Origin of the sequence: Paraburkholderia sp. J69-1 (assembly GCF_905220255.1) — a bacterium.
Classification (GTDB): Bacteria; Pseudomonadota; Gammaproteobacteria; order Burkholderiales; family Burkholderiaceae; genus Paraburkholderia.
On record NZ_CAJMZG010000010.1, the window covers coordinates 1 to 15,976 of the forward strand.

Below are 15,976 nucleotides of genomic sequence, written 5' to 3' on the forward strand. Positions count from 1 at the left end.
AGGAAAGCACGCATCGGCACTCACGATGCATGCTCCCAAAAGTCCGACGGCAAAACCGTAGGCACAATCGCCCACGTGCTCACAAATCAGCGAGCTAAAAGCTGTCGTGTATCAGAGCTGAAGAGCGGGTCGACCGCTCTTCCAGCCACCACTCAATGCCGGCGCCGCACACGCTCCAGCACGTGATGCTCGGCGAGCCAGTGATGCATCATCCCTTCGCCGTTGTGCTCTTTCCGATAGGCCCTCGACTCGAAAATCGATAGCCCAAACAGCACGAGCAGCCCAACAGCCAGCCCGATCAGTCCCGCAATAGTTTCCGCATCCATGGCAGCCTCCTTGGGTCGCAGCCATCACTTCATCTTAGGACAGTCAGAGACGGAAAAGCAGGCGGAAAAATAGCGCTGCTGGCAAGCCGCCAGAATCGGCGGACAGACGCTAGACTGTTGCGCGGCAACATTTCTTGAAGGAGTTTGTGCTGATGTCTCGAATGTCTCGAGCCTGGCTGGCCATTGCGACGGCCGCATTGCTTTCTGCGTGCGCTAACGATGCGACGAACAAACATCACGGTCCGCCGCCGCATGATCCGCCCGATTATCATGGCGTGCCGACGGACGATCGTCCGCCCATGATGATGGACGCACCAAAGCCGGCACAGTAACGAGCCGGCAAAAAAACAGGCGCCTCAGGGCGCCTGTTGTGTTTTCAGCGGAGTAATCGTACCGGTGACGCGCCCAAGCAGCGGCATCAGCGTGAATCCGCGTGCCGCCATGAAGATCAGCAGCGCGATCCAGAGACCGTGGTTGCCGAACGGCCCCACGAGTGCCCACGAAGCAGCGAGGAAGATCGCGAGCGACACCACCATCGCCTGCATCAGCTCACGCGTGCGCGTGGCGCCGATAAAGACGCCGTCGAGCAGAAAGCCCCACACGGAAACGAGCGGGGAGAGCGCGGCCCAAGGCAGAAAAGCCAACGCGGCCGCGCGTACGGCGGGTTGATCCGTTAATTTATCGATGATCCACGAACCGGCGCCCCAATAGACCAGCGAAAATCCAAGCGCGCCCAGCACGGACCAGAACAGATTGACCTTCACAGCCTGCCGGAAAGCATCGCGATCGCGCGCGCCGATGGCCGCGCCAACCAGTGCCTCCGCAGCGTGCGCGAACCCGTCGAGTCCAAAGGCCATAAAGGTCTGGAAATTGAGCAGCAGGGCATTGGCGGCGAGCACCGCATCGCCTTGCCGGGCCCCGACATGCGCGAACCACGCAAACGAGCCGAGCAGGCACATGGTACGCAGAAAGATGTCCCGGTTGATGACGATGAGACGCCTGAGCGCGGCAGGCTCGAACACCGACGACCAGCCGAGCGGACCAAGCCCACGCGGCCAGAGACGCCACAACACCACCGCCCCGAACACGAAACCCGCTGCATCGGCAGTGGCGGTTGCAGCGCCGATTCCGGCGATGCCCCAGCCGAAGCCGTAGACAAACGCGAGCACCGCGACCACGTTCACTGCATTGATGAGCACCTGCGAAGCCAGCGCGATGCGCACCCGCTGTGTACCCAGCAGATAACCAAGCACTACGTAATTTGCCAGCGCAAACGGCGCCGAACCGATACGCGCGTGGCAATAGCGCTGCGCGTTGCGCTGCACCTCGTCACTGCCGCCGATCAGTTCGAGCGCATAGCGAATCAGCGGCGTCTGCAACAGCAGAATCAGCGCGCCGATACCGAACGCCAGCAACATCGCGCGCACGATATTCAGACGCAGCGCCGCCCGATCGCCGGCGCCGTGTGCCTGCGCCACGAGCCCGGTCGTGCCCATGCGCAGGAAGCCGAAGCCCCAGAACACGAAACTGAAGAAGAGCCCGCCAAGCGCCACGCCGCCGAGATCCGCGGCGTTGCCCAGATGACCGGCCACCGCCGTATCGACGGCGCCGAGAATCGGCTGCGTGAGATTCGCGAGAACGATCGGGAACGCCAGCATCAGCACACGCCGATGCCAGCCGCCGCGCGTCGGCAGCGCGTGTGGATCGCTCAACTGCGTTCCTGCACGCAGACCCAGGGCGACACCACAACAGCCCAAAGCTCGGGCTTGCGCTCAGCGAAGTCGGCGGCGGTTTCGGCTTGCATGCGCTCGACGTGGCCGGCCGACAGCCATTGGGCAACTTGCGTGCCGTCGTCGCTGGCGATGGCTTCGGCGACGCTCACGAGGTCGAGGTCGCGCGCCACGTGCAGTAGCTTGCCCTGGGCGAAGAATCGTTCGAGGTCCTGCCAGTCGATCTTGGCGGTTTCGCCGAGCAGTTTGGCGTAAAGGGAGCTGGGAGTTGCGTCGTCGGTAGTCATGATGCTGGGCCTGAAGGTGCGGCCGATACTATAAACGATAGGCCGCGTCGGGATGGAGCGCGCGAGTGCGTATCGAGTGCCGACCAAGGACAGGTCGGCCCGCCAATCGCATCGCCGGGGAATCGAAAAACGTTATCGACCACCTCGATTAAAGGCAATTAATCCGACAAATAGCAGCGTAAAGACAATCGCCAAAGCGTCGAATAAATGCCCATCGATTTCGGCAACACGAGTGTTTCAAAAATCCCACTCACGCGGATAATTGCTTGGATACGTGCGTTTGCACACCAAATAACGGGGGCCGTGCGAACGCGCAAAACGGCGTATTGCAGCGCGACAGAAAGCGCTCCCATACGCGCTAAAACGCATGATCGCTATCGTCGTGAAGTGCCCGCTGGACAAGCGTTTGCGACGATTTCAACCGATTGCGCAAAGAGCGCTGCAACGCGCATTTTTATGCGCAAATGCGGCGATGTCCGCACGTCAATTCGTCATCGGGAATTGTTACGACACACAAACCGTGCGCCGCGTCACATTTTCCGTTGAATTAAGTGATTGCGCCGGGTTAAGCCGATTGATAGATTGCCATTCGGCGCATGGTAAACCGGTCCTTTGCCGATATGCGCCAAACCCCCGTTAGCCCGGCGCCATGCCGGGCTTTTTTTTGTTTCGGAGATCGAAGCGCATGGACTTGCTGGTCGTCTGTCGCTTCGACGGACATCGATCAGCGCGGCGGCAGGTCGCGCGCCGGATCGATCGATCGGCCCTGATAACGCAGCTCGAAATGCAGCATGACGCGATCGTTGTCGCTGCTGCCCATCTCGGCGATCTTCTGGCCTTGCGAAACGGCCTGGCCTTCCTTCACGAACAGCGACTGATTGTGCGCGTAAGCCGTGAGGTAATCGCCCTCGTGTTTGATGATCAGCAGATTGCCGTAGCCGCGCAGCCCGTTACCCGCATAAACGACCGTGCCCGGCGCCGCCGCGACGATCGGCGTGCCCGCGGTGTTGACGATGTCGATACCCTTCGAGTCGCGACCGTCGAAGCTGCGGATGACCTGACCGGCGCTTGGCCAGACGAGGGAGATCGGTGCCGCGGCCGCTGGCGAAGCACTCGCGGTGGTGTCGGCGGCGCTATCGCGCGGCGCCGATGCCGCAGCGGAAGCCGATGAAGACGCGCGCGGCGTCGTGCGTTGCGCACCGGCGCTCGAACCGGCAGGTGGCGAGACGCGCAGCACCTGACCGACTTCGATCGCGTCCGGGTTCGACAGATTGTTCCAGCGCACGATGCTCGACACCGATTGCCGGTTGCTGCGCGCGATCTGGTAGAGCGTGTCGCCGCGTTCGACGCGATAGAAGCCGGGGCCGACCGGCGCCGAGCCGCACGCAGCGAGCAGCGCGACCAGCGCTGCGCATGCGACACGTTTGAATCCTTGTCCAAATTCGAGTTTGAGTCTGGAATTGAGTCCTGTAGCCAACGGTCAACCTCGCTAGACGCTGCCGGCGGCTGGCCCGGCAAGGGGCGCCGCGACGGCAAAACGTCCGATTTTAGCGGGTTTGAGGCCGCGATTGGCTTTCAACCGACGAATCGGTTGATATCCGCTGGCTTTGGCTGACTTCTCGCGGCGATCAGACGCGATGTATCAACCCAGCGACTCGACGCGCAGTTGCAGCGTGGCCGATTCGCTCGCGCCCGGCGCGAGCCAGCGCAAACCCTGTCCGTTGTGGATCGCATCGGGCAGGCCGAGCCACGGCTCGACGCAATAGAAGTCCGAATCGGCGGCTTCGGTCCAGGTCGTCACGGCAAACCAGGGGAGCGAGTCAGGGCGATCGAGATCGATCGTCACCGCACGCTTGAGACCCGGCGTGACGAGCCGCACGGGCGTCGCGGGCGGCGTGCGTTCGAGCACATGGAAACGGTCGATGATGCCCGCATCGTCGAGACGATAGTGCGTCTCGCCCGCTTCGGGCGCGCTGATGGAACCGTCGGGCAACTGGTGGCGGCGCTGCGCGGGCGGCATCTCGACCGTGCTCTGCGCGCGCTGCGTGTGGGGCAATTCGAAGTAGAAGTGATGGCCCGCGTACCAGGGCAGCGGCACATCGCCGGTATTGGTCGCCGTGAGCGTGACGTCGAGCGCGTGATCGCCAGCGAGCCGGTAAAGCGCCTCGAAGCGAAACGCGTACGGATAACCCGCGCGCGTGGCCGGCGAATCGGCGAGCGTCATGCGCACGCCGTGACCGTCTGCATCGACATCGGCGGAAAAGGGCAGATCGCGCGCGAAACCATGCGTCGGCAGCTCATGTTCGACGCCTTGCGTGTCGCGCCAGCGGCCGATCTGTCCATCGACGAAATGACGCCCGAGAAACGGGAACAGCAGCGGATTGCCGCCGCGCACGCGCGCAGGCTGATCCCAGTTGGCGTTGTCCGGCCAGCGAATCACGGGCTCGCCACCGACCTGCCAGGACAGCAGCCGGCCGCCGGCCCACGGCGCGAAACGCAGCGTCGAAGCGCCGCGGGTGAGTTCGAGGATGTCGTGCGGGGGACGGGATTCCATGTCGAGGCGTCGTGAGAAGGTGGAAGGAGCCGGCGGCGCCGGAGTGCCTGGCGATTGTGCGCTGCTTTCGGATGCGTGAAAACCCTCGTCGGGAAATCGTGGGTGTTGTGTGCGTGAGGGCGCGCCCATAATCCGTGACGACCGTGCGTTTTCGCACATGCCGAAGACGATACGCCGTAGCAATGTGCAATAAGGAAGGAGGGTGCAGGAATGGATCTCGCAATGGCCATGGGTATGGGACTTTTCAGCCTGTTCGTTGGAAGCAGCGCTTACTTCTTCTACAAAATGGCGCGTTAAAAACGCGCGCGAATTACCCCTTCGGCAACACGCAGGTCTTTCGCTTTCGATTGTCTTTCGCCGGCCTTCGCGCCGGTTTCCGCAAGAATTCTCACGCATGGGATTGAGGCCGCCAGAGCGCGGCCATCGGCATTTGCACCCGCCGTTTTCCTACACACGTCTCGCTTATCGCAGCCTTATTTTGTTGCGACGCGGTAACTTTTCCGACAAATGCGGCTGGAAGCTTGGCGCTGCAATTCGGGCCAGGCATAATCGGGGCGCTTTGCCGCGCCGTCCGCGCGATGGTCCGGCGTCCTGTCCAACCCTTCCGAGGATCCCCGCGTGAGTCTCTCGTTTCTGTTGTTTCTGAGCGTGCTGCAAGGCGTCACAGAACTCTTCCCCGTCAGCAGCCTTGGCCATACGTTGCTCGTGCCGGCGCTGTTCGGCATGCACATCGATAAACACGCACCGCAACTGCTGCCGTTCCTCGTCGCGTTGCACCTGGGCACGGCTGTCGCGCTGCTCTGGTATTTCCGCGCGCGGTGGGTTGCGCTGATCAGCGGTTTCTTCGCGTCGCTGGGCGGCCGCAAGAACGACGACGGTCACATGATGTGGGCGTTGATCATCGGCACGATCCCGACGGGCATCGTGGGTCTCGTGCTCGAAAAGCGCATCGAAGCGATCTTCCACGACCTGCGTATCGTGGCGGCGGCGCTGATGGTGAACGGCGTGCTGTTGTGGGTCGGTGATCGCCTGCAGCAGGCGCGTGCGCATCGTGCGCCCGAAAAGCTCACGTTCCGCCAGGCGTTTCTGGTCGGCCTCGCGCAGATTGGCGCGTTGATCCCGGGCTTCTCGCGCAGCGGCCTGACGATGATCGCGGGCAATGCCGCCGGTCTCACGACGGAAAAGGCGGCTGAATTTTCGTTCTTGCTGGGTACGCCGATAATTTTTGCTGCGGGCGTGCTCGAACTGCCGAAGCTGTTCCATGCGCGCGATCAACTCACGACGGCGCTCGTCGGCGGTGTGCTGACCGGCATTGCGGCGTGGCTCAGCGTGAAGTTCCTGATGCGCTATTTCGAAGGCCGCGGCCGTCTGGCGTCGTTCGGTCTGTACTGCGTGATCGCAGGCGCGATCTTCCTTGGCTGGTTCGTGATGCATCCGCAACCGGTTTGATCAGGCATCCGTCGCGTAGGGAGAGGGTACGGCGCGTGGTCGATCGCGGTATAATCCACGCCCGTCGTTGTTCGCGAGGCGTTTAATCCGCGCCAGACGCCGCTCAACACGCAGATTTCCCACGCGACAGTAGCTCAGCTGGATAGAGCATCGGCCTTCTAAGCCGAGGGTCGGGGGTTCGAGCCCCTCCTGTCGCGCCAAACGAAAAAGCCCGCATTTTGCGGGCTTTTTGCTATTCGTCGCGCAGCATCGCCGCTGCCTCAAGCGGCCATCCTCATCTGCGCAAGCAACGCATCGCGCAACCTCGCCAGCCTTTCACGAAACATAAAAGGCTTCTCGATCCCCGCGATCCGCAGCGCCGGTGCGCCTCCACGTCCGATCACCAGCGTGCCGTAATCGAAAATCCCGCCGACCGGTCCCTGGCGCACATGCACGCGGCGCACCTCGCCGAGTTCGAACATCACGCGTCGCGGCCTGAAAACGCCAAACGTAGCGATCAGGCGCTTGCGCGTGAGCGCCAGCTGCGTCGTCAGCAACAGCGCAATGGCGAAACCAAACATCAGCAAACCACCACCGAACAGCAGCAGCGCCGAAAAGACCGCATCGCCGAGCGACCCCACCAGCACGCCCCAAACCATCAGCACGATGCCGAGCACGAGCCCTGGACTCATCGCCCACATGCTCAAGTGCCCCTCATAAACGACCCGCTCGCCGGGCGGCAATGTCGATTCCACGCGCCTCATATTTGATCTCCATCAAAACATGCCTAAGCAACTAAATTCAGGTTAGGCGATGGCGAAGATCAATGGCTGTGGTCAAAAGTCGCGTTCGAAGCGTGCTTCAAAAGGGCGCAAACGAGCGGAAGAGCAGCAAAAAAACGGGCAGCCCGAAAGCTGCCCGCGAAAAAGCTGGACGTACCCTGATGTCCAGCCGTCGATGGTCGTACTGGCTTAGAGCTTCAGGTCCAGCGAGTTGGTCAGGTCGCCCATCGCCTGGCCGCCGTTGCTCTTGAGTGCGGTGTCGCGCGCGGTCAGACCCGGCAGCGTCGGCAGGGAGAAGCGGCGCGTGATCAGGCGCAGGATCGAGGTCGTGTCGTACTGCGTGTGATCGACGAAACCCTTCTTCGCGTACGGCGAGATGACGAGTGCCGGAATACGCGAGCCCGGGCCCCAGCGGTCGCCCTTCGGCGGCGCAACGTGATCCCAGAAGCCGCCGTTTTCGTCGTACGTCACGACGATCACCATGTCCTTCCACTGCGGGCTCTTCTGCAGATGCGAGATGACATCGGCGATATGCTGGTCGCCGCTTGCCACGTCCGTGTAGCCCGCGTGTTCGTTCAGGTTGCCCTGCGGCTTATAGAACGACACGGCCGGCAGCGTGCCGGCGTCGATCGCCTTGATGAACTCGCTGCCGTCCATGCCGCCGTCCAGCAGGTGAGTGGTACGCGCGGTCGTGCCCGGCGCGTAGTTCACGAAGTAGTTGAACGGCTGGTGGTGCGGCTGGAAGTTCGGCGCCGTCATGTTCGCGCCGTAGATCACGTTGCTCGTGCTGTTCTGCACGGCGCTCACGGCTGCGCCCCATGCGCCGCCGTACCACGCCCACGACACGCCCGCGGTCGACAGCAGATCGCCGATGTTCTGCGCCGTTTGCGGCGGCAGCGTCGAGGCGTTGTTCGGATCGGCCAGGTTGGCGTCGCCGCCCGACGCGGCGGAGTTGCCGCTTGGCTGATACGGCGGCTGCATCGTGTTGACTGCGTAGAAGTCGGGCGTGAGGTTGCCGGACTTCACGAACTTCGGCACGCCGGTCAGCGCCGATGCCGGCGAGTTCGAGGCGAGCGTGAGCGAGACGCCGTCGGCGTCGACCGTCGAGATGGTCGGCTTGGCGGTGACCGTGTCGGCGTTCGCGTAGTACGGCGTGCACGCGCAGATCAGCCATTGGTGATTCAGGAACGAGCCGCCGAATGCGCCCATGAAGAAGTTATCGGCGAGCGTGTATTGCTGGGCGATTTTCCACAGCGGCAGTTTTTCGGCGCTGGTCGTGTAGTGGCCCATCACGAGGCCGCCCGAATCGCCCCACGCGGCGAACATGTCGTTCTTGCCGCCGTGGATCTGCATCTGGTTCTCGTAGAAGCGGTGATACAGGTCGCGCGTCGTCGTCGACAGCGGGACGTTGTAGCCATTCGGATCGTCGATGGCGAACGGCGCGTTGGCCATGTTTTCGGTCATCGCGGCCGTAATGGCGGGCGTGATGCCGGTTTGCGTGAGACCGTTCCAGACCGTCGGCAGCGTGGCGAGCACGGTGCCGTCGCGGTCGAGCTGCTGGGCGCTCGCCGTCGTTACGTTCTGCAGACCATTGGCGTTCGGGAAGCTGCCGTAGAGATTGTCGAAGCTGCGGTTCTCTGCATAGATCACGACGATATTCTTCACCGACGCAAGGCCGGGCTTGACGTCGTTGCCGCCGCAGGCCGCGACGGCGAGCGCCGCTGCCGCCGCTGCGATCGGCGTCGCATAGAACCATTTTTTGTTGATCATTTTTTCTCTCTCGCGTTGGGGTCCCCTTGGGCCGACGCGGGAGGGGCGCCTGCCATTGGGCGAGGCGAAGTGTCTCAACGCAATTTGACAGCTATATGTAAATAATTACATTTAGCTTTTTCATTCCCTGTGATTGCATGACGTTCGTATTACGTTACGTCATCTGAACGTCACATCGTTGACATACGCTTTCGCGACTTCGATGCGTGATGAGACGCATCGGCAATCGCGGCGAAAGGGCGCTGTGCAGCGCGCGCCGCCATGTTCCGGGGATCAGTTCATGTTGCGTAGATTGGCGCGTCGTTCGACGCGAATGGGGACTCCCGCGCGTTCGGCGCGGCTGATGCTGGCGGCCGCGATGTTCGCGGCACTCGCGGCATGCGACGGCGGCACCACGCAGCCGGATAGCGCCGATAGTCGCAACGCAGCCGGCGCCAGCGCGCACGACGCCAACGCAACTTCAAACAGCAACGGCGCCAGGCTGATGAAGATCTCGACGAATGCCGCCGCGGCTACGCACGGCCAGTCGCGCGCCGAGGTCTACGCGCAGGTGCGCCGCATGACGGCGCTCGGCAAGCAGATGTTCTTCGATCCGTCGCTGTCGGGCTCGGGCAAGATGTCGTGCGCGACCTGCCATAGCCCCGACCGCGCGTTCACGCCCACCAATGCGCTCGATGTGCAGATCGGCGGCGCCGATATGCATCGCCCAGGCATGCGCGCGGTGCCGACGCTCAAGTATCTGCAGGCCGTGCCGGCGTTCGCCGAGCACTATCACGACTCCGACGACGAAGGCGACGAAAGCGTCGATGCCGGCCCGACCGGCGGCCTCACGTGGGACGGCCGCGTCGATCATGGCGCGGATCAGGCGCGTATCCCGCTGCTTTCGTCGTTCGAGATGGCGAGCACGCCGCGCAAGGTCACCGACGCCGTGCGCGCAGCGCCTTACGCCAACGCGTTTCGCGAAGCCTTCGGCGAGCACATCTTCGACGACGAGGACGCCACCTTCAAGGCCGTGCTGAAGTCGCTCGAAACCTTCGAGCAGGCGCCGGACGTGTTCTATCCGTATTCGAGCAAGTACGACGCGTATCTCGCGGGCAAGGCCACGCTCACGTCCGCCGAACTGCGCGGGCTGCAACTCTTCAACGACGAGACGAAGGGCAATTGCGCGAGTTGCCATATCAGCCAGCGCGCGAAAGACGGTTCGCCGCCGCAGTTCAGCGATTTCGGTTTGATCGCCGTGGGCGTGCCGCGCAATCGCGCGCTTGCCGTGAATCACGATCCGCGCTTTTTCGATCTGGGCGCGTGCGGACCCGAGCGCACGGATCTCGGTCATCGCGATGAGTTTTGCGGCCTGTTCCGCACGCCGACGCTGCGCAATATCGCGCTGAAGAAAACGTTCTTTCACAACGGCATTTATCACTCGCTGGAAGACGTGATGCGTTTTTATTCGCGTCGCGATACGAATCCGGAAGAGTTCTATCCGGTGGTGAAGGGCAAGGTGAACAAGTTCGACGATCTGCCGCGCCAGTATTGGACCAATCTGAATACCGACGCGCCGTTCGATCGCAAGCGCGGCGATGCGCCGGTTTATACCGATGCGGAAATCAAGGATGTGATTGCGTTTCTGGGCACGCTCACCGATGGCTGGCAACCGGCGGCGCATTGAAGCGTAGTGGAGCGATTGAGGCGCTTGAAGCGTGAGATCTCGCGCTTCAATTGCCCGCGATCAGAAGACAGGTGGCGGTCAGGACCACGAAGGAAATCAGCAGGCATAGCGCACCGCCGCGCATCACGGTTTCGGGCCAGCGCGGCGCGTTATCGAAACGGATCGCGAAGGCTTCGCTAGCGTGATCCGTTTGCGGCGTGTGCGTATGGTGGGCGATCAGCGCCATCAGACCGATGCAGAGCAGGGCCAGCAAGACCGCGAAAACCTGAAGTGCGATGGCGTAACTCATGACAGATAAGTCCTACGAGCAATTAAGCGGATGACAGTGAAAGATTAGGGTTTCGCTGTCGGGCGCTCCATCGGACCAATCCTAAAATGCCGCGGGCAGGCCAGGAATGCGTGGCGCCACGCCGCGCAGATGGCCAAGGCAGAAATAGGGCGCGTGCTATTCTTTTTCAGATAGTTGGACGAGATAGCAGACCGTTGCCCTACAAGGAGAATGTTCGATGTCGAAATTGCCCCGTGTTCTGTCCGGCCTTGCCGCCGTGTGCCTGCTCGCGATCGGATCGAGCGCCCACGCCGCCAATCTGGGCTTTCTCAACGACACACCGGCCGCGTGGATGAAGCAGGCCGACTACAACTCGCTCGCGCAAGCCGTGCGCGAAGCGGTCGCCACGAAGCAGGACGGCGAAACGGTCAACTGGAACAACGACGGACTGCGCAACGGCGTGAAGATCGACGCCGTCATCACGGTCGTCAAGACCGAAAAGGATGGCGACAAGACCTGCCGCGATTCGGATGTGACCGTCAACGCCAAAGGCCAGTCGATGAGGCTGCGTCCGCAGTTCTGCCGCGTCGGCGAGGGCGCCTGGGTCTATCAGAAGAAGCATTGAGGGGCGCAGTGAACGGCAAGATTGTTTCCTGCGGCATCGTGCTGCTCGATGAGCATGGCCGCGTGCTGCTCGCCCATGCGACCGGCACCGGCCATTGGGATATTCCGAAGGGACATGGCGAGCCCGACGAGACCGCGGCGCAAAGCGCATTGCGCGAAATGGTCGAGGAAACCGGCATCGCCATCGATGCGGCGCGCCTCGTCGATCTCGGCCGCTTCGCGTATCGGCGCGACAAGGATCTGCATCTGTTTGCCGCGCGGGCGCTGGCAAGCGAACTCGATCTGTCGCGCTGCGTGTGCGTGTCGATGTTCGCGCGCCGCCACGACGGCGTGATGATTCCCGAGATGGACGCGTGGCGCTGGACCGCGCCCGCCGATGTCGATCAATACGCGAGCCGCAGTCTCGCGCGTCTGTTCCACACGACGCTTTCGCTGGCGGCGCTGCACGAGCGCATCTAGCGGCGCAATAAAAAAAGCCCTGCAAATGCAGGGCTTTTTTGACTTTCGGTGACGCAGGCGAGGGCGGGCTTGGCGCTTACTTGCCCCAGCTGTCGCGCAGACCGACGATGCGGTTGAACACCGGCGCGCCCGGCTTCGAGTCGTAGCGGTCGGCAACGAAGTAGCCGTGACGCTCGAACTGATAGCGGTCTTCCGGCGCTGCGTTTTTCGCGGCCGGTTCGACGTACGCCTGGACGATGCGCTTCGAATCCGGGTTCAGCGCTTCGAGGAAGTCGCGGCCGCCCGCGTCCGGCTGCTCTTCGCGGAACAGACGGTCGTAGAGACGCACTTCGGCCGGCACGGCGTTGTCCGCGCTGATGAACTGGATCGTGCCCTTGACCTTGTAGTTGCTCGAGCCTTCGGTGCCCGATTTGCTGTCCGGGAAGTAGTTGCAGTGCACGGCGACGATATTGCCGTCGGCGTCCTTTTCCGCGCCCGTGCATTCGACGACGAAGCCGTACTTCAGGCGCACCTTGTTGCCCGGGAACAGACGGAAATAGCCCTTGGGCGGCGTTTCCTGGAAGTCTTCGCGCTCGATCCACAGTTCACGCGAGAACGTGAATTCGCGGTTGCCGCGGTCCGGGTGATGCGGATGCACCGGCGCGCTGCACAGCTCGGACTGGCCTTCGGGATAGTTGTCGACGATCAGCTTGAGCGGATCGAGCACGGCGGTCGCACGCGGCGCCTTGTCGTCCAGATCGTCGCGCAGCGCGCCTTCGAACACGCTCATGTCGATCCACGAATCGACCTTGGTCACGCCGATACGCTCGCAGAACAGCTTGATCGCATCGGGCGTAAAGCCGCGACGACGCACGCCGACGATGGTCGGCATACGCGGATCGTCCCAGCCGTCCACGTGCTTTTCGGTCACGAGCTGCAGCAGCTTGCGCTTGCTGGTGATCGCATACGTGAGGTTCAGGCGCGAAAACTCGATCTGTTGCGGCAGCGGACGTGCGAACACGCCGGCGTCGGCCAGTTCGTTCAGCACCCAGTCGTACAGCGGACGGTGATCTTCGAACTCCAGCGTGCACAGCGAATGCGTGATGCCTTCCAGCGCGTCCGAAATGCAGTGCGTGTAGTCGTACATCGGGTACACGCACCACTTGTCGCCGGTGCGATAGTGGTGAGCGAAGCGGATGCGATAGATGACCGGGTCGCGCAGATTGAAGTTCGGCGCCGCCATGTCGATCTTCGCGCGCAGCACGTGCGCGCCTTCCGCGAACTCGCCGGCCTTCATGCGGCGGAACAGGTCGAGGTTTTCATCGACGGAGCGATCGCGGAACGGCGAATTCTTGCCCGCTTCCGTGGCCGAGCCGCGGTTCGCGCGCATCTCTTCCGGCGACTGGCTGTCCACGTATGCACGGCCGCGCTGGATCAGCAGTTCGGCGAATTCGTAGAGCTTGTCGTAGTAGTCGCTCGCGAAGAAGAGGTATTCCTTCTCTTCTTTCTTCCACTCGAAGCCGAGCCAGCTGACCGCGTCGATGATCGAGTTGACGTATTCGACGCTTTCCTTTTCCGGATTCGTGTCGTCGAAGCGCAGATGGCAAACGCCGTCGTAGCGCTGTGCGACGCCGAAGTTCACGCAGATGCTCTTCGCGTGGCCGATGTGCAGATAGCCGTTCGGCTCCGGCGGGAAGCGCGTTTCCACGCGCTGAGCCCACTTGCCCGAGCGGTTGTCGTCGTCGATGATGTTGCGGATGAAATTGGATGCCGCAGGCGCGTCCGTGCGGTCGGCGTCTTTACGTTCGGTATTCATGCGAAAAGGGAAGTCGTTCGAGGGCGCGGTGCAAGTGGCCAGCCTGTCGGCGGGCGAATGTTCATGGACACTCGACCCTGCCGAAGCCGCACCGGGCGCCGGTGGTGCCTTCCATTCTACCTGACGCGACCTTTCCCGCCAGTCCTGGCGCCGGGGTGTCGCATCGGGCTCACTTTGGCGGAGAACAAATGTCGATCAACGAGCCGCGCGTGCTGGTCCTGCCGGGCTATATGAACTCCGGACCGGGGCATTGGCAAACGCGCTGGGAGGCCGGGCACACGGGCTTCGAGCGGGTGTCGATGCCCGACTGGATGCGGCCGGATTGCGATGCCTGGTGCGCGACGCTGGAGGCGGCGCTGGTAGCGGATCAGGTGGCGGCGACGGGCGGCGAGCGCAGCGTCCTGCTGGCGGCGCACAGCCTCGGTTGCCTGACGGTGGCACACTGGGCCGCGCGCCACGCCAGCGCGGCGACGCGCGCGAAAGTGGCCGGCGCGCTGCTGGTGGCGTTGCCGGACCCGCATGGCCCCGCATTTCCGCGCGACGCCAAAGGGTTCGATCCGGTGCCGATGGTGGCGCTGCCGTTCGCAAGCGTCGTCGTCGCCAGCAGCGACGATCCCTATGGCGGCGTGGCCTTCGCGCAGCGCTGCGCGCAGGCGTGGGGCAGCCGCTGGATGGAGATTGGCGCGCGCGGGCACATCAACGCGGAAAGCGGCCTGGCCGACTGGCCACAGGGTTTCGACTGGCTGATGTCGATGAAAGCGGGCGCGGCCGCCTGAATTACGTCACTTAGTTACGTCCCCGAATTACGTCACTTACACCACGCCCTTGTCGCGCAACGCCGCCACCTGCGCGCCGTCATAGCCGAGCACCTCGCGCAGCACCGCTTCGGTATGTTCGCCGAGCGTCGGCGGATGGCCCGCCACCGTGGGCGGCGTCGCGCTCATGCGGATGGGATTGCGCACCAGCCGCGCCGTGCCGCCCGACGGGTGCGGCACATCCACCTGCATCTCGCGCGCGATCACCTGCTCGTTTTCGAACACCTCGGCGAGATTGTTGATCGGCCCGCACGGCACGCCTGCGCCCTCCAGCGCGCCGATCCAGTCGGCCTTGCTGCGCGCGCGGATCAGCTGCGCGAGCATCGGCACCAGCGTGTCGCGATGGCGCACGCGTTCGGGATTGGTCGCGAAACGCACGTCGTCGGCGAGATCCGGGCGGCCCGCCACCTCGACGAACTTGCGGAACTGGCCGTCGTTGCCCACCGCCAGAATGATCCAGCTATCGCGGGTCTGGAATGCCTGATACGGCACGATATTCGGATGCGCGTTGCCCCAGCGCGCGGGCGGATTGCCGCTCGCGAGAAAGTTCGAATTCATGTTGGCGAGCATCGCCACCTGCACGTCGAGCAGCGCCATGTCGATGTACTGGCCCGCGCCCGTGCGGTCGCGATGCGTGAGCGCCGTGAGGACGGCGACGGTCGCGTACATGCCGGTCATCAGATCGGCGATCGCCACGCCCGCCTTCTGCGGGCCGCCGCCGGGCAGGGCGTCGCGCTCGCCGGTGATGCTCATGAAGCCGCCCATGCCTTGCACGATGAAGTCGTAACCGGCGCGCGACGCATACGGGCCGGTCTGGCCGAAGCCCGTCACCGAGCAATAGACGATGTCGGGCTTCACTTCGCGCAGCGAGTCGTAATCGAGCCCGTACTTTTTAAGCTGCCCGGCCTTGTAGTTCTCCAGCACGACGTCGCTTTGCGCGGCCAGTTCGCGCACGATGCGCTGGCCTTCGGGCGTGGCGATATCGACGCTCACCGAGCGCTTGTTGCGGTTCGCCGCGAGGTAATACGCGGCTTCCGCCGTATCTTCGCCAGCGGGCGTTTTCAGGTACGGCGGCCCCCAGTGGCGCGTGTCGTCGCCGGCGCCCGGGCGCTCCACCTTGATCACGTCGGCGCCGAAATCGGCGAGGGTCTGCGCGCACCACGGCCCGGCAAGGACGCGGGTGAGATCGAGTACGCGGATGTGGCTCAGAGCGCCCATGCGATGTCTTCCAATGTCGTTTTACGTAGGACTCGCCGATGCCGGCGGCCGGTTGAGGCCCATCTTAAGCGATCCGCACGCCGCATGGTAAATTTCGGTACAAGGTTTCGCACAGCGGAACCAGGCGTACCGACGATGATCCGCGACAGGCCGGTGTCGCAAGCGCGCCAACCGCGCCGAGCGGGCCGCCGCGAGCGTGCGGCGATCCCGTATAATCGTTCGATTCAGCATCACGGAAACTGCGCGTTTCCGTG

General features: G+C 63.3%; 15 protein-coding genes and 1 tRNA gene. 6 read left to right on the forward strand and 10 right to left on the reverse strand.

From position 1 onward, the window contains the following. Nucleotides 1–152: 152 nt before the first annotated feature. The 5 genes from U5A67_RS19125 to U5A67_RS19145 all read right to left on the reverse strand — a co-directional run bounded on the left by U5A67_RS19125 (nt 153) and on the right by U5A67_RS19145 (nt 4,897). Complete coding sequence (locus U5A67_RS19125) at nt 153–326, reverse strand: hypothetical protein (protein ID WP_205984766.1); 174 nt, start codon at nt 324–326, stop codon at nt 153–155. 356 nt (nt 327–682) lie between these two features. Continuing rightward, nucleotides 683–1,984, reverse strand: a complete 1,302-nt coding sequence (locus U5A67_RS19130) for an MATE family efflux transporter (RefSeq protein WP_321814685.1) — start codon at nt 1,982–1,984, stop codon at nt 683–685. Nucleotides 1,985–2,034: 50 nt separating this feature from the next. Then, on the reverse strand, nt 2,035–2,343 hold the full coding sequence (locus U5A67_RS19135) for a DUF2288 domain-containing protein (RefSeq protein ID WP_321814670.1): 309 nt from the start codon (nt 2,341–2,343) through the stop codon (nt 2,035–2,037). A gap of 724 nt (nt 2,344–3,067) precedes the next feature. After that, complete coding sequence (locus tag U5A67_RS19140; RefSeq protein WP_205984768.1) at nt 3,068–3,820, reverse strand: peptidoglycan DD-metalloendopeptidase family protein; 753 nt, start codon at nt 3,818–3,820, stop codon at nt 3,068–3,070. Between the two features lie 165 nt (nt 3,821–3,985). After that, nucleotides 3,986–4,897: an aldose epimerase gene (locus U5A67_RS19145; protein ID WP_205984769.1), complete on the reverse strand. Its 912-nt coding sequence runs from the start codon at nt 4,895–4,897 to the stop codon at nt 3,986–3,988. A gap of 618 nt (nt 4,898–5,515) precedes the next feature. Between U5A67_RS19145 and U5A67_RS19150 the strand changes: the two genes are divergently transcribed. Continuing rightward, the gene (locus U5A67_RS19150; protein WP_205984770.1) at nt 5,516–6,346 is read left to right on the forward strand and encodes an undecaprenyl-diphosphate phosphatase; all 831 of its coding nucleotides are present in this window, start codon (nt 5,516–5,518) and stop codon (nt 6,344–6,346) included. 123 nt (nt 6,347–6,469) lie between these two features. Continuing rightward, nucleotides 6,470–6,546: transfer RNA gene (locus U5A67_RS19155), tRNA-Arg, on the forward strand. 60 nt (nt 6,547–6,606) lie between these two features. Here the strand turns inward: U5A67_RS19155 and U5A67_RS19160 are convergent. Together U5A67_RS19160 and U5A67_RS19165 are read right to left on the reverse strand one after the other, a co-directional pair. Further along, nucleotides 6,607–7,002, reverse strand: coding sequence for a PH domain-containing protein (locus U5A67_RS19160; protein ID WP_321814669.1), 396 nt, complete (start codon nt 7,000–7,002; stop codon nt 6,607–6,609). Nucleotides 7,003–7,296: 294 nt separating this feature from the next. Then, a complete protein-coding gene (locus U5A67_RS19165; RefSeq protein ID WP_205984772.1) occupies nt 7,297–8,877 on the reverse strand; it encodes an acid phosphatase in 1,581 nt (526 codons plus the stop codon). 280 nt (nt 8,878–9,157) lie between these two features. Here U5A67_RS19165 and U5A67_RS19170 point away from each other — a divergent pair, with 280 nt between their 5' ends. Continuing rightward, on the forward strand, nt 9,158–10,543 hold the full coding sequence (locus U5A67_RS19170) for a cytochrome-c peroxidase (protein WP_321814668.1): 1,386 nt from the start codon (nt 9,158–9,160) through the stop codon (nt 10,541–10,543). Between the two features lie 46 nt (nt 10,544–10,589). Here U5A67_RS19170 and U5A67_RS19175 read toward each other — a convergent pair whose 3' ends face one another. After that, nucleotides 10,590–10,832, reverse strand: a complete 243-nt coding sequence (locus U5A67_RS19175; protein ID WP_321814667.1) for a hypothetical protein — start codon at nt 10,830–10,832, stop codon at nt 10,590–10,592. Nucleotides 10,833–11,049: 217 nt separating this feature from the next. Between U5A67_RS19175 and U5A67_RS19180 the strand changes: the two genes are divergently transcribed. Both U5A67_RS19180 and U5A67_RS19185 read left to right on the forward strand, forming a co-directional pair. Next, nucleotides 11,050–11,436, forward strand: a complete 387-nt coding sequence (locus tag U5A67_RS19180; RefSeq protein ID WP_321814666.1) for a hypothetical protein — start codon at nt 11,050–11,052, stop codon at nt 11,434–11,436. Between the two features lie 8 nt (nt 11,437–11,444). Continuing rightward, nucleotides 11,445–11,894: an NUDIX hydrolase gene (locus tag U5A67_RS19185; protein WP_205984775.1), complete on the forward strand. Its 450-nt coding sequence runs from the start codon at nt 11,445–11,447 to the stop codon at nt 11,892–11,894. 76 nt (nt 11,895–11,970) lie between these two features. Here the strand turns inward: U5A67_RS19185 and U5A67_RS19190 are convergent, their stop codons facing one another. Continuing rightward, entirely contained in the window at nt 11,971–13,689 is a 1,719-nt protein-coding gene (locus tag U5A67_RS19190; RefSeq protein WP_321814665.1) for a glutamine--tRNA ligase/YqeY domain fusion protein, read from the reverse strand. 188 nt (nt 13,690–13,877) lie between these two features. Between U5A67_RS19190 and U5A67_RS19195 the strand changes: the two genes are divergently transcribed. After that, nucleotides 13,878–14,465: an RBBP9/YdeN family alpha/beta hydrolase gene (locus tag U5A67_RS19195; RefSeq protein ID WP_321814664.1), complete on the forward strand. Its 588-nt coding sequence runs from the start codon at nt 13,878–13,880 to the stop codon at nt 14,463–14,465. Nucleotides 14,466–14,501: 36 nt separating this feature from the next. Here the strand turns inward: U5A67_RS19195 and U5A67_RS19200 are convergent, their stop codons facing one another. Next, the gene (locus U5A67_RS19200) at nt 14,502–15,722 is read right to left on the reverse strand and encodes a CaiB/BaiF CoA-transferase family protein (RefSeq protein ID WP_321814663.1); all 1,221 of its coding nucleotides are present in this window, start codon (nt 15,720–15,722) and stop codon (nt 14,502–14,504) included. Between the last annotated feature and the right edge of the window lie 254 nt (nt 15,723–15,976).